General features: G+C 72.1%; 11 protein-coding genes. 6 read left to right on the forward strand and 5 right to left on the reverse strand.

What is annotated here, in order from left to right; genetic code table 11:
• The first annotated feature begins 62 nt into the window (after nucleotides 1-62).
• The 5 genes from ABT354_RS28860 (at nucleotide 63) to ABT354_RS28880 (ending at nucleotide 6000) form a co-directional block, all read left to right on the forward strand.
• Nucleotides 63-827, forward strand: coding sequence for an IclR family transcriptional regulator (locus ABT354_RS28860; protein WP_351499052.1), 765 nt, complete (start codon nucleotides 63-65; stop codon nucleotides 825-827).
• Between the two features lie 375 nt (nucleotides 828-1202).
• Complete coding sequence (locus ABT354_RS28865; protein WP_351499054.1) at nucleotides 1203-1985, forward strand: MIP/aquaporin family protein; 783 nt, start codon at nucleotides 1203-1205, stop codon at nucleotides 1983-1985.
• 62 nt (nucleotides 1986-2047) lie between these two features.
• Nucleotides 2048-3589: a glycerol kinase GlpK gene (gene glpK / locus ABT354_RS28870; protein ID WP_351499056.1), complete on the forward strand. Its 1542-nt coding sequence runs from the start codon at nucleotides 2048-2050 to the stop codon at nucleotides 3587-3589.
• Between the two features lie 15 nt (nucleotides 3590-3604).
• Complete coding sequence (locus tag ABT354_RS28875; protein ID WP_351499058.1) at nucleotides 3605-5215, forward strand: glycerol-3-phosphate dehydrogenase/oxidase; 1611 nt, start codon at nucleotides 3605-3607, stop codon at nucleotides 5213-5215.
• 113 nt (nucleotides 5216-5328) lie between these two features.
• Nucleotides 5329-6000 (forward strand): FadR/GntR family transcriptional regulator, encoded by a 672-nt coding sequence (locus ABT354_RS28880; RefSeq protein WP_351499060.1) that lies wholly within the window; start codon nucleotides 5329-5331, stop codon nucleotides 5998-6000.
• Between the two features lie 63 nt (nucleotides 6001-6063).
• Here ABT354_RS28880 and ABT354_RS28885 read toward each other — a convergent pair whose 3' ends face one another.
• The 5 genes from ABT354_RS28885 to ABT354_RS28905 all read right to left on the reverse strand — a co-directional run bounded on the left by ABT354_RS28885 (nucleotide 6064) and on the right by ABT354_RS28905 (nucleotide 12002).
• Nucleotides 6064-7083, reverse strand: a complete 1020-nt coding sequence (locus tag ABT354_RS28885; protein WP_351499062.1) for an ABC transporter permease — start codon at nucleotides 7081-7083, stop codon at nucleotides 6064-6066.
• Nucleotides 7080-8765, reverse strand: a complete 1686-nt coding sequence (locus ABT354_RS28890; protein WP_351499064.1) for a sugar ABC transporter ATP-binding protein — start codon at nucleotides 8763-8765, stop codon at nucleotides 7080-7082. The genes ABT354_RS28885 and ABT354_RS28890 overlap by 4 nt, the downstream gene beginning before the upstream one ends.
• The gene (locus ABT354_RS28895) at nucleotides 8762-9808 is read right to left on the reverse strand and encodes a sugar ABC transporter substrate-binding protein (protein WP_351499066.1); all 1047 of its coding nucleotides are present in this window, start codon (nucleotides 9806-9808) and stop codon (nucleotides 8762-8764) included. Before ABT354_RS28895 ends, ABT354_RS28890 begins: the two co-directional genes overlap by 4 nt.
• A 101-nt stretch (nucleotides 9809-9909) precedes the next feature.
• Nucleotides 9910-10686, reverse strand: coding sequence for an SDR family NAD(P)-dependent oxidoreductase (locus ABT354_RS28900; protein ID WP_351499068.1), 777 nt, complete (start codon nucleotides 10684-10686; stop codon nucleotides 9910-9912).
• The gene (locus ABT354_RS28905) at nucleotides 10683-12002 is read right to left on the reverse strand and encodes an enolase C-terminal domain-like protein (protein ID WP_351499070.1); all 1320 of its coding nucleotides are present in this window, start codon (nucleotides 12000-12002) and stop codon (nucleotides 10683-10685) included. The genes ABT354_RS28900 and ABT354_RS28905 overlap by 4 nt, the downstream gene beginning before the upstream one ends.
• 296 nt (nucleotides 12003-12298) lie before the next feature.
• Here ABT354_RS28905 and ABT354_RS28910 point away from each other — a divergent pair, with 296 nt between their 5' ends.
• Entirely contained in the window at nucleotides 12299-13729 is a 1431-nt protein-coding gene (locus ABT354_RS28910) for a PAC2 family protein (RefSeq protein WP_351499072.1), read from the forward strand.
• Nucleotides 13730-13790: the final 61 nt, after the last annotated feature.

Genomic DNA, 13790 nt, shown 5'->3' on the forward strand with positions numbered 1-13790 from the left:
ATGGTCGACATCGACCAATACTGTTCAGCATTGTCGAATCCCAGTGGGGAAGGGTCGATCCGATGGCGAAGAACATCCAGTCGCTGGAGCGCGCGGCGGCGATGCTGCGCCTGCTGGCGGGCGGCGAGCGCCGGCTGGGCCTGTCGGACATCGCCTCCTCGCTGGAGCTCGCCAAGGGCACCGCCCATGGGATCCTGCGCACCCTCCAGGCGGAGGGGTTCGTGGAGCAGGACCCGGTCTCGGGCCGGTATCAGCTGGGGGCGGAGCTGCTGCGGCTGGGCACGGGCTATCTGGACGTGCACGAGCTGCGGGCGCGCGCCCTGGTGTGGACGGACGATCTGGCCCGCTCCAGCGGGGAGAGCGTCCATCTGGGCGTCACCCATCAGCAGGGGGTCCTCGTCGTCCACCATGTCTTCCGCCCGGACGACAGCCGCCAGGTGCTGGAGGTGGGGGCGATGCAGCCGCTGCACTCGACGGCGCTCGGCAAGGTGCTGGCGGCGTACGACCCGGTGGCGCACACGGAGGCGGTCGACGGGGAGCGGGAGGCGTTCACCCCCTGGACGGTGACCGCGCTGGACGCCTTCGAGGAGTCGCTGGCGCTGACCCGGGCCCGGGGCTGGGCCTCCGATGTGGAGGAGACCTGGGACGGGGTGGCGGCGGTGGCCGCCCCCATCCACGACCGGCGGCGGATGCCGGTGGGCGCGGTGGCGATCACGGGGCCGGTGGAGCGGCTGTGCGACGGGCGCGAGCTGCGCTCGGAGCTGGTGTCGTCGGTACGGGAGTGCGCCCGCGCGGTCTCGCGGGACCTGGGCGCGGGCCGCTTCTGAGCCCCCTGGCGCCGCCCCCGGGACTCGGGGGCGGCGCCGTCTTCTCCGACTGTGCGGCGCCGTCTTTTCCTACTTTTCCGGGGCCGCGCGGACCCCGGCGCGCGGGTCCCCCGGCTGCCGGGGTGCCGCACCGGGGAATCGGGGCACTCCGGGCGCATCATCGATAACGATCAGGTTTTCGGTCACACGACCCTTGACGGGGTGTTTACCAGGGGTAAAACTGCCGTTCATCGGTCGGCATTGTCGAACACCTACCGGAAATACCCGCTAGAGTGTGACAAGCGCCAAGGGCCGGCAACGCCCTCACCTGAGGGCGCGGACCACCGGAGTGACCCGGGGTCCGCCTTCCCCTGGACGAAGGACAAAGGAGTCGCGGTGTCCAGCTCCGACATCTTTATCGGCGAGACGATCGGAACGGCTGTTCTGATCCTGCTCGGCGGCGGCGTGGTCGCCGCCGTCAGCCTCAAGAATTCCAAGGCGCGCGGCGCCGGCTGGCTGGCGATCACCTTCGGGTGGGGCTTCGCCGTCATGACGGCCGTCTACATGACCAGTGCCCTGTCCGGCGCGCATCTCAACCCGGCCGTCACCTTCGGCATCGCGATCAAGGACGGGACCTGGGCCAACGTCCCCACCTACTTCGCGGGCCAGCTCCTCGGCGCCATGATCGGCGCCGCTCTGGTCGTCGTCGCCTACTACGGCCAGTTCATGTCGCATCTGCGCGACCCCGAGATCATCGGCGACGACGCCGACAAGCCCATCGAGGGCGCGCACAGCGCCAAGGCCGGTCCGGTCCTCGGCATCTTCTCCACCGGCCCCGAGATCCGGGTCGCCTGGCAGAACCTCGCCACCGAGATCCTCGGCACCACCGTGCTGGTCCTCGCCGTGCTCACCCAGGGCCTCAACGCCGAGGGTCAGGGCCTGAGCACCCTCGGCGCGCTGATCACCGCCTTTGTCGTCGTCGGCCTCGGCCTCTCGCTGGGCGGCCCCACCGGCTACGCCATCAACCCCGCCCGCGACCTCGGGCCCCGTATCGTCCACGCCCTGCTGCCGCTGCCCAACAAGGGCGGCTCCGACTGGGGCTACGCCTGGATTCCCGTCGCCGGCCCGCTGGCCGGTGGCGCACTCGCCGCGGGTATCTACAACCTCGCGTTCGCCTGAGCGGTGATCCGTATGCCGCACAGGTACAGCCGTATCCCGACCGACACCAGCAGGAGCAATCCGTGAGCGACACGCAGAGCACCGGCACCCACGGACACGGTCCGTTCATCGCCGCCATCGACCAGGGCACCACCTCCAGCCGCTGCATCGTCTTCGACAAGGACGGCCGGATCGTCTCGGTCGACCAGAAGGAGCACGAGCAGATCTTCCCGAAGCCGGGCTGGGTCGAGCACAACGCCACCGAGATCTGGGCCAATGTCCAGGAGGTCGTGGCGGGCGCGCTCGACAAGGCCGGCATCACCGGCGCCGACGTCAAGGCGATCGGCATCACCAATCAGCGCGAGACCACGCTGATGTGGGACAAGGCCACCGGTGAGCCCGTCCACAACGCCATCGTCTGGCAGGACACCCGTACCGACGCGCTCTGCAAGGAACTGGGCCGCAATGTCGGGCAGGACCGTTTCCGCCGTGAGACCGGCCTCCCGCTGGCCAGCTACTTCTCCGGCCCGAAGGTCCGCTGGCTGCTCGACAACGTCGAGGGCCTGCGCGAGCGCGCCGAGCGCGGCGAGATCCTCTTCGGCACCATGGACTCCTGGGTCATCTGGAACCTGACCGGCGGAGTCGACGGCGGCGTCCACGTCACCGACGTCACCAACGCCTCCCGCACCATGCTGATGAACCTCCACGGGCTCCACTGGGACGACAAGATCCTCAGCTCCATGGAGATCCCGGCCGAGGTGCTCCCCGAGATCCGCTCCTCCGCCGAGGTCTACGGCATCGCCAAGGGCGGCGTCCTCGACGGCATCCCCGTCGCCTCCGCCCTCGGCGACCAGCAGGCGGCCCTCTTCGGCCAGACCTGCTTCGCGGAGGGCGAGGCCAAGTCCACCTACGGCACCGGCACCTTCATGCTGATGAACACCGGTGGGACGCCCGTCAACTCGTACAACGGACTGCTGACCACCGTCGGCTACCGCATCGGCGACCAGGCCCCGGTCTACGCCCTGGAGGGCTCGATCGCGGTCACCGGCTCGCTGGTGCAGTGGATGCGGGACCAGATGGGCCTGATCAAGTCCGCGGCCGAGATCGAGACCCTCGCCCTCTCGGTCGAGGACAACGGCGGCGCCTACTTCGTCCCGGCCTTCTCCGGCCTCTTCGCCCCGTACTGGCGCTCCGACGCCCGCGGTGTGATCGCCGGACTGACCCGTTACGTCACCAAGGCGCACATCGCCCGTGCCGTACTGGAGGCCACCGCCTGGCAGACCCGCGAGATCACCGACGCCATGACGAAGGACTCCGGCGTCGAGCTGACCGCGCTCAAGGTCGACGGCGGCATGACCTCCAACAACCTGCTGATGCAGACCCTCTCGGACTTCCTCGACGCACCCGTGGTGCGCCCGATGGTCGCCGAGACGACCTGCCTCGGCGCGGCCTACGCCGCCGGTCTGGCCGTCGGTTTCTGGCCGGACACCGACGCGCTGCGCGCCAACTGGCGCCGGGCGGCGGAATGGACCCCGCGCATGGACGCCGACAAGCGCGAGGCCGAGTACAAGGACTGGCTCAAGGCCGTGCAGCGGACCATGAGCTGGATCGACGAGGAAGACTGACGAGGAGCAAGCCACATGACCACCCTGCAGAGCGTTCCCGCCCTCGGGACGCACCCGGCATCCGGCTCCCTCCCGAGCCGTGCCGAGACCCGGGAGCAGCTGTCCAAGGCGACGTACGATCTCCTGGTGATCGGCGGCGGCATCCTGGGCATCTCCACCGCCTGGCACGCGGCACAGTCCGGGCTGCGGGTGGCCCTGGTGGACGCCGGTGACTTCGCCGGCGCCACCTCCTCCGCCTCCTCCAAGCTGCTCCACGGCGGTCTGCGCTACCTCCAGACCGGTGCGGTGAAGCTGGTCGCGGAGAACCACTTCGAGCGCCGTGCGGTCTCCCGGGAGGTGGCCCCCCACCTCTCCAACCCGCTCACCTTCTACCTGCCCGTCTACAAGGGCGGCCCGCACGGCGCCGCCAAGCTCGGCGCGGGCGTCTTCGCCTACTCGGCGCTCTCCGCGTTCGGGGACGGCGTCGGCCATGTCATCAGCGCGGCCAAGGCCCAGCGCGACGTGCCCGAGCTGCGCACCGAGAACCTGAAGGCCGTCGCCGTCTACGGCGACGACCAGATGAACGACGCCCGCATGGCGCTGATGACGGTCCGCGCCGCCGCCGAGGCGGGGGCCACCGTCCTCAACCACGCCGAGGTCACCGGTCTGCGCTTCACCCAGGGCCGGGTCACGGGCGCGGAGCTGAAGGACCGCCTCGACGGGACCGAGTTCGGGGTGGACGCCCGGCTGGTGCTGAACGCCACCGGCCCGTGGGTCGACCACCTGCGCCGGATGGAGGACCCGAAGGCGGCGCCCTCGATCCGGCTGTCCAAGGGCGCGCACCTGGTGCTCAAGCGCACCTCGCCGTGGAAGGCCGCGCTGGCGACCCCGATCGACAAGTACCGCATCACCTTCGCCCTCCCCTGGGAGGACATGCTGCTGCTGGGCACCACGGACGAGGAGTTCGAGGGCGACCCGGCCGAGGTGACCGTCACCGAGAAGGACACCGCCCAGATCCTGGACGAGGCCGCCTTCTCCATCCGGGACCAGCAGCTCTCCCGTGATCTGATCACCTACTCCTTCGCGGGTCTGCGGGTGCTGCCGGGTGGTCCCGGCGACACCTCCAAGGCCAAGCGGGAGACCGTGGTGACCGAGGGCGCGGCGGGCATGCTCTCGGTGGCCGGCGGCAAGTGGACGACCTTCCGCCACATCGGCCGCACCATCATGAACAAGCTGGCGGAGCTGCCCGGACAGCCGCTGGCCGAGGACATGGAGCCCATGTCCCGGCTGCCGAAGAAGGTGCCGCTGCCCGGCATAGCCAACCCGAACGCGGTGGCGCACCGGCTGCTCGTCGACGGCGGTACGCCCGGTCCCCGGATGGCGGCGGACACCGCCCGTCATCTGGCGACCCACTACGGCTCGCTCGCGTTCGACATCGCCCGGCTGGCCAACGACAACCCGGCGCTGGCCGAGCGGATCCACCCGGACGCCCCCGAGATCTGGGCGCAGGTCGTGTACGCGCGCGACCACGAGTGGGCCGAGACCGCCGACGACGTACTGCGCCGCCGGACCACGCTGACCATCCGGGGTCTGGCGACGGACGAGATCCGCGCCTCGGTGGAGGGCCTGCTCCAGGGCAGGGCGTGACCTCGGCCGGAAGGACCGGCGAACGGTAGTGCGGGGCGGCTCCTGAGGGGCCGCCCCACGCTGTACCCTCGGGTCTTTGACGACCGGCGGCGGGGGTACGAGGGGGCGCGGGCATGACGGTCACCGACGAGGCGATCGAGAAGATCAAAGGCATGATCGTCACGGGGGCGCTGCGGCCGGGCGACCGGCTGCCCAAGGAGAGCGAGCTGGCCGCGGAGCTGGGGCTCTCCCGCAACTCCCTGCGGGAGGCGGTCCGGGCGCTGTCACTGATCCGCATCCTGGATGTCCGGCAGGGCGACGGCACCTATGTGACCAGTCTCGATCCCCAGCTGCTGCTGGAGGCGCTGAGCTTTGTGGTGGACTTCCACCGCGACGACACGGTGCTGGAGTTCCTGGCCGTACGCCGGATCCTGGAGCCCGCGGCGACCGCGATGGCGGCGGACCGGATAGCGGAGGCGGAGCTGGACGCGCTCGGCGCGCAGCTGGACGCCCTGGGCGCCGATCCCTCGGTGGAGGAGCTGGTGGCGGCGGATCTGGAGTTCCACCGGCGGATCGTCCAGGCATCGGGGAACTCGGTGCTGTGCTCCCTGCTGGACGGGCTCTCGGGGCCGACGACCCGGGCCCGGGTGTGGCGGGGGCTGACCCAGGAGTCCGCGGTGAGCAGGACGATCCTGGAGCACCGGGCGATCCTGGCGGCGCTGCGGGACCGGGACGGGGAGGCGGCGCGCTCCTGGGCGACGGTGCATGTGGCGAGCGTGGAGCACTGGCTGCGGTCGACGCTCTAGCAGGGAGTCCGGGGCCGGAGCGACCCGCTCCGGCCCCGGTCCCGCTCTAGTCCTGCCGCCGTCCTAGTCCTGCCGCTCCCCGCTGGCATAGCGGGAGATGACCAGGGCGACGATGATGATGGCCCCGTTGAGGAACTGGTTCCACAGGGCCGGGACACCGCCGAGGGTCATCACATTGACGACCAGCTGGAGGGTGAGGACCCCGGTGAGCGCGCCGAAGAGGGTGCCCCGGCCGCCCTTGAGGCTGATCCCGCCGATGACGGCGGCGGCGAAGACCTGGAAGATCCAGCCATTGCCCTGGGTGGCGGCGACCGAGCCGTAGTGGCCGGTGTAGAGGATCCCCGCGAAGGCGGCGAGCAGCCCCGCCAGGGCGAGGACGATCCAGGTGATCCGGTCGGTGCGGATACCGGCGGCCCGCGCGGCCTCGGGGTTGCCGCCGATCGCGTACAGCGCCCGACCGTGGCGGTGCCAGGCGAGGGCCGCGCCGCCGACGGCGAAGAGGGTGAGACAGACCCAGACGGCGGCGGGCGCGCCCAGCCAGTCGGTCTTCCCGAGATAGCGGAAGGACTCGGGCACCTCGGTGATGGACTTGCCCTCGGTGATACCGATGTGGAGCCCCCGGAGCATGGTGAGCATGCCGAGGGTGGCGATGAAGCCGTTGACCCGCAGCCGCAGGACGAGGAAGCCGTTGACGGCGCCGATGGCGGCCCCGGCGAGCAGACAGACGGGGACGGCGGTCCAGGTGGGCAGAGCCTCCAGACCCGCGAAGCGGCCCCCTTCGGCGGGCAGCACCAGCCACATGGCGAGGACGGGCGCGATCCCGATGGTGGATTCCAGCGAGAGGTCCATCCGTCCGCAGATCAGGACGAGGGCCTGGCCGAGGACGAGCAGGCTGAGTTCGGAGGACTGCTGGACGACGCTGATGAGATTGCCGGAGGTGAGGAAGACCGGCGAGACGATGAAGCCGATCACCATCAGCACGAGGATCACGGGTACCAGGGACAGATCGCTCCAGCGGACCAGGGCGAGGCGCGGGGCGGGCGAGGGCTTCGGCGCGGGACGGGTACCCGCGGTGTCGGTCATCGCGGCTCCTGAGGAGAGGGCGGCTCGGGCCGCGTAACCGGAGGCTTCGCCTGTGCGGGTGGTGGCTCCACTGGTGTCGCGCCCTCCATCGCGGCGACCAGCTCCCCGTCCCGCCATCCGGCACCGAAGCGGGCGACCACCCGGCCGTGGAAGAGGGCGAGGACCCGGTCGCAGACCCGCAGATCGTCGAGTTCGTCGGAGACCACGACCGCTCCCCCGCCGCCGTCGGCGAACCGCCGCACCACGGTGAGCAGCGCCTCCTTGGAGGTGACATCGACCCCGGCGGTGGGCCGCAGGGCGATCAGGGCGCGGGGCTCCCGGGCGAGCGCGCGGGCCACCACGACCTTCTGCTGATTGCCGCCGGACAGCTCGGCGACATCCTGCCCCGGCCCCTCGGTCCTGATGTCCAGTGAGTCGATCATCGTCCGGGCGAACGCCCGCGCCCGGGAGGGCAGCACCAGACCCCAGGGCCCGAGCCGTCCGGCGACGGTGAGGGTGGCGTTCTCGGCGACGCTGCGCCCGGGGACGAGACCCTGGCGGTGGCGGTCCTCGGGGACACAGCCGATCCCGGCGTCGAGGGCGTCGGGCACCCGCCCCGGGCACACCTGACGGCCGTCGACGGTGATCCGCCCGCCGGTGGGGGTGCGCAGCCCGGCGAGGGTCTCCCCCAGGGCGATGGAGCCGGAGGCGGCCGATCCGGCGACTCCCACCACCTCCCCGGGGTGGACGGCGAGGTCCAGGGGCCCGTACACACCGCCGATGGCGAGTCCTTCGGCCCGCAGTACGGGGGCGGCGGCCGGGCGGCGGATGCCCCGGGCGGGCCGGTGGGCGGGGGCGGTGCCGGTGTCCCCGGTCATCGCGGCGACGAGGTCACCCCGGCCGAGTCCGGCGACGGGGGCGGTCAGGACATGCCGGGCGTCGCGGTAGACGGTGACGGTGGTGCACAGCTCGTACACCTCCTGGAGGTGGTGGGAGATGAAGAGGAACGCCACCCCCCGGGCGGCGAGTTCCCGCAGCCGGGTGAAGAGCCGGGCGATCCCGGGGGCGTCGAGGCGGGCGGTGGGCTCGTCCAGGACGATCAGCCGGGCGCCGAAGGAGAGGGCGCGCGCGATCTCCACGAACTGGCGCTGCTCGACGGTGAGGTCCCGGACCCTGGTACGGGGGTCGACGGTGACTCCATAGGCGCCGAGGAGTTCGGTGGCCCGCCGGCGCAGCCGCCGCCAGCCGATGAGGGGGCGGCCGGGTTCATAGCGGCCGAGGAAGAGGTTCTCCGCGACGGTCAGGTCGGGGACGGTCATCGGCCGCTGGTGGACACAGGCGACCCGGGCGCGCCAGGCGGCGTGGTCGCCCGGGGCGGGGGCGGGTTCCCCGGCGAAGGTGACGGTGCCCGCGTCGGGGCGGTGCAGCCCGGTGACGACGCCGACGAGGGTGGACTTCCCGGCGCCGTTGCGGCCGACGAGCGCATGGGACTCGCCGGGGGCGACGGTGAGGTGGACGCCGTCCAGGGCCACGGTGGGTCCGAAGCGTTTGACGATCCCTTCCGCGTGGACGGCGGCGGGCGGCGACACCGGCGCCGACACCGGCGCCGATACGGAAAGGCCGGGCACGGTGGCGGGCGCGGCGGTGGCAGGGCCCGGGGCAGCGGCGGCGGGGTCGGACCCGGGAGTGGCAGGGCCGGTCATGGGCGTCCCTTCTCCTCCAGCTGGTTGGCCCACAGCCGGGGGTCGTCCACGTTCTTCCGGGTGACGAGCGGCGCCGGAAGCTGGTCCTCCAGCCCGCCCGGGATCCGCACGATGGTGGAGCCGTGGTCGGTCGGCCCGGGGCGGAATGTCTTCCCGTCGAGGGCCGCCCGCGCGTAGAACAGCGCGTACTTCGCATACAGATCGGCGGGCTGGGAGACCGTGGCGTCGATCTTCCCGGAGCGGATGGCGTCCAGCTCCTCGGGGATGCCGTCGTTGGAGACGATGGTGATGTGACCGGCGGAACCGGGCGGCTCGATCAGCCCCTTCCGTTCGAGGAGGGCCAGGGTGGGCTGGAGGAAGACCCCGCCCGCCTGCATATAGACACCGTCGAGGTCCGGATGGGCGGCGAGGGTGGCCTGGAGCTTGGCGGAGGCCACATCGCCCTTCCAGTCGGTGGCCAGCTCGAAGACCCGGATCCGGGGGTACCTCTCGGTCATGCACTGCTTGAACGCCTCGGAGCGGTCGCGTCCGTTGATGGAGGAGAGATCGCCCTGGAGCTCGGCGACCTTGCCCCTGCCGCCGAGCCGCTCGCCGAGGAACCGGCAGGCCTTCTCCCCGTAGGCGCGGTTGTCGGCGCGGACGACCATATAGACCTTCCCCCGGTCGGGGCGGGTGTCCACACTGACCACGGGGATCTTCCGCTCCTCCAGGGTGCGCAGCGACTCGGCGACGGCCCCGGTGTCCTGCGGGGCCATCACCACGGCCCGGGCGCCCTGGTCGGTGAAGGCCCGGACATGGGCGACCAGCCGGGAGATGTCGTTCTGGGAGTTGGTCAGGGGCAGCGCGGCGGGTCCGTCGTCCCGGACACCCTTCTCGATGTACTGCTGGTACGAGTTCCAGAAGTCGCTGTCGCTGCGCGGGAGGTCGATGCCCACCCGGGCCGCCCCGTCCCCGCCGTCGCCGGACTCCCGGTTGCAGCCGGTGAGGACGGTGGCCGCGAGGAGCACGGCGCAGCCGGCGGCCATGGTCGTACGCACTCTCATCTGTCCCGTCCTTGTCTCATCGGATGCGGTGTGCGGTGGGCCGTACGGGCTCTGTACGCCTGCACGGATGCCGGGGCTCGGGCGCTCAGGCGCTCAGGCGCTCAGGCAGGGCGCCGGACCCGCAGCCCCTGCATGCCGCCGTCGACCGCGAGGGCGGTGCCGGTGACGGCCGCCGCGGCGGGTCCCGCCAGATAGACGACGGCCGCCGCCACCTCCTCCGCGCGGACCAGCCGCCCGGTGGGCTGGCGGGCCTCCAGCGCGGCCCGTTCGGCGGCGGGGTCGTCGGCCGCGTCGAGCAGCCGGGCGATCCACGGGGTGTCCGCGGTGCCGGGGTTGACGCAGTTGACCCGGATGCCCTCGTGGACATGGTCGGCGGCCATGGCGAGGGTGAGCGCCAGCACCGCCCCCTTGCTGGCGCTGTAGAGGGCCCGCTGCGGCAGTCCGGCGGTGGCGGCGATGGAGCAGGTGTGGGTGATGGAGACCGCGCCGGGGCGCTCGGTCGCGGCGGCCCGCAGATGCGGCAGGGCGTGCCGAGCGACCCGTACCATGCCCAGCAGATTGATGTCGAGGACCCGCCGCCACTCCTCGTCGTCGTTGTCGGCGACGGTGCCGATGGCGCCGACCCCCGCGTTGGAGACCACGGTGTGCAGCCCCCCGAAGGCGGCGGCGGTACGGTCCACGGCGATCCGGACGGCGTCGTCGTCGGTGACATCGGCGGTGAGGGCGAGGGTGCCGTCCGGGGCGCCGGAGATGTCCCGGTCCAGGACGGCGACCCGGGCCCCGGACCGGGTGAGCAGCCGGGCGACGGCCGCGCCGATCCCGGAGGCCCCTCCGGTGACCAGGGCGGCGAGTCCGGTGAGATCCTGGGTGCCCGTCATGGGGCGACCTCCTTCGCGGCCCGGCGGGCCCGCCAGACGGGCCCTTCGGGGAAGCGGTGGGCGGCGATCGACTCGGGGAGCATCCGGGCGGAGAAGCCGGGGGCCCGGGGGGCGACATAGCGGCCCCGGGTGAGGACCACCGGGTCGGTGAAGTGCTCATGGAGATGGTCGACGTACTCGATGACCCGGTCCTCCCAGCTGCCGGAGACGGCGACATAGTCGAACATCGCGAGGTGCTGGACGAGTTCGCAGAGGCCGACCCCGCCCGCGTGCGGACAGACCGGTACGCCGTACTTGGCGGCGAGCAGCAGGATCGCCAGATTCTCGTTGACCCCGGCGACCCGGGCGGCGTCGATCTGGACGAAGTCGACCGCCCCGGCCTGGAGGAGCTGTTTGAAGACGACCCGGTTGGCGATGTGTTCGCCGGTGGCGACCTTCACGGGCTGGCCGCGGCGGACGGCGGCATGGCCGAGGATGTCGTCGGGGCTGGTGGGCTCCTCGATCCAGTGCGGCCGGTACGGGGCGAGGGCGGTCATCCAGCGGACGGCGTCCGCCACGTCCCAGCGCTGATTGGCGTCGACGGCGATCCGGACGGTGGGTCCGACGGCGTCCCGGGCGAGCCGCAGCCGCCGGACGTCGTCGTCGATGTCGCCGCCGACCTTCAGCTTGATCTGGTCGAATCCCTCGGCGACGGCCTCCTTGGAGAGGCGTACGAGCTTCTCGTCGCTGTAGCCGATCCAGCCGGGGGATGTGGTGTAGGCGGGGTATCCGTGGGCGCGCAGCCGGGCGGCGCGCTCGGCCCGGCCCGGCTGGGCGGCGCGCAGGATGGCGAGGGCCTCGTCGCGGGTGAGGGCATCGGTGAGATAGCGGAAGTCGACCAGGGAGACCAGTTCCTCGGGCTCCATCGCGGCGAGGAACTCCCAGACGGGCAGCCCGGCGTGGCGGGCGGCGAGGTCCCAGGCGGCGTTGACGACGGCGCCCGCCGCCATGTGGATCACGCCTTTCTCGGGCCCGAGCCAGCGGAGTTGGGAGTCATGGGTGAGGTCGTGGTGGAGGGCGGCGAGACCGGCGGGTGCGATGGGGGCGGCCCGGCCGATGACATAGGGGCGCAGGGCGGCGATGGCGGCGGCGGTGACATCGTTGCCACGGCCGATGGTGAAGCACAGCCCATGGCCCTCCGAGCCCTCATCGGTACGGATCACCACATAGGCGGCCGAGTAGTCGGGGTCCGGGTTCATCGCGTCCGAGCCGTCGAGCTGTTCGGAGGTGGGGAATCGGATGTCGTGGACCTCGAACCCGGTGACGGTGGGACTCATGCGCTCGCTCCCGAAGGGCTCCGAGGGAAGGAACATCCGACCACTTCGTGAAAGTTCGCCGACCTTTGGTCATCCGATGTATAGCGCCGTTCTCGGGAGTCGGTCCAGGGTCTTGCCCGAACTTTCCGTATACAGCTCGGATGAATCCTCAGCGCCGCGCGGGGGAGACTCGTGAGGGCTCCGCAGCTCGCCCCGGGCCGGGGCGTTCACCCGCCCGTGCACGAGGGCTGCGGTGATGTGCCTGGTAAGCCGTAAGGTTGGGACGTACGAGAGGGAACGTCGGAAGGAGGCACTGGGTGATCGAGCTCGCGGGGGTACCCGAGCTGATCGACCCGGTCATGGTGGCCGCGTTCGAGGGCTGGAACGACGCCGGCGACGCGGCGTCCACGGCGGTCGCGCACCTGGAACGGGAGTGGAAGGGCGAGGTGTTCGCGGCACTGGACGCCGAGGACTACTACGACTTCCAGGTCAACCGGCCGACGGTGTGGCTGGACGGCGGGGTACGGAAGATCACCTGGCCCACGACCCGGCTCTCCGTGGTCCGGGTGGGCGGTGACTCGCCACGTGATCTGGTGCTGGTACGCGGCATAGAGCCCTCCATGCGCTGGCGCTCGTTCTGCAACGAGATCCTGGGGTTCGCCCATGAACTGGGCGTGGAGATGGTGGTGATCCTGGGCGCGCTGCTCGGGGACACCCCGCACACCCGGCCGGTGCCGGTCAGCGGGATCACCTCGGACCCGGATCTCGCCAGGACGATGGATCTGGAGGAGACCCGGTACGAGGGTCCGACCGGGATCGTCGGCATCCTCCAGGAGGCGTGCACCCACGCCGGGGTGCCCGCGGTGAGCCTGTGGGCGGCGGTGCCGCACTATGTGTCGCAGCCGCCGAACCCGAAGGCGACACTGGCGCTGCTCAACCGGCTGGAGGACCTGATCGGACTGCGGATCCCGCTGGGCGAACTGCCCGAGGACGCGCGGGCCTGGCAGCTGGGTGTGGACCAGCTGGCGGCGGAGGACAGCGAGGTGGCGGAGTACGTCCAGACGCTGGAGGAGGCGCGGGACACCGCGGAGCTGCCCGAGGCGTCGGGAGAGGCCATCGCCCGCGAGTTCGAGCGGTATCTGCGCCGGCGGGACGGCGGCCCCGGTACGGGAGGTCCGGGCGGCGGCGGTCCGGGGGGAAGCGGCCTCGGTCCGGGCGGTCCCGGCACGGGGGGTCCTGGTACGGGCGGTCCTGGTACGGGCGGCGGCGCGGGCCCAGGGCCGGTGGTCGCCACGGACGGCACGGACGGCGGAGGTTTTCTGCGCGACGGCGGTACGGGGCGGCCCAGGCCCTCCCGTCCGGAGCAGCGCGCGGACGACGGGGCCGGGCAGGACCCGGGGCCCGTCCCCGACGGGTCCGATGCCCCGCAGGCGCCCGATACGTCGGGTGTCCCGGAAGCGTCCGGCACCGCCGACACGGCCGATGCCCAGGGCCCGACCGATGGCGCAGGCCCGGCAGGTGGCGCGGGCCCGGCAGGTGGCGCGGGCCCGGCAGGTGGTGCCTCCGGCAAGGGCCGTCCGGCCCGGGACCCGGAAGCCCAGGACACCGGGGCCAAGGGCCCCGCAGATCCCTCAGCCTCCGCCGACTCGGCCGAGTCCGCCAAACCCCGGCCGAAGCGCCGGGGCACCGGGAAGAGCGGCAAGGCCAAGGAGAAGGACGAGGACCCCGGGGACGGTCCGGCCGGCTGACCGCCCGGGGGTGAACGCGGTGGTGGGGGGGGGGGGGGCGGGCGCCCCCCCCCCCCCCCCC

It is taken from the genome of Streptomyces sp. NPDC000594 (assembly GCF_040299965.1).
Classification (GTDB): Bacteria; Actinomycetota; Actinomycetes; order Streptomycetales; family Streptomycetaceae; genus Streptomyces.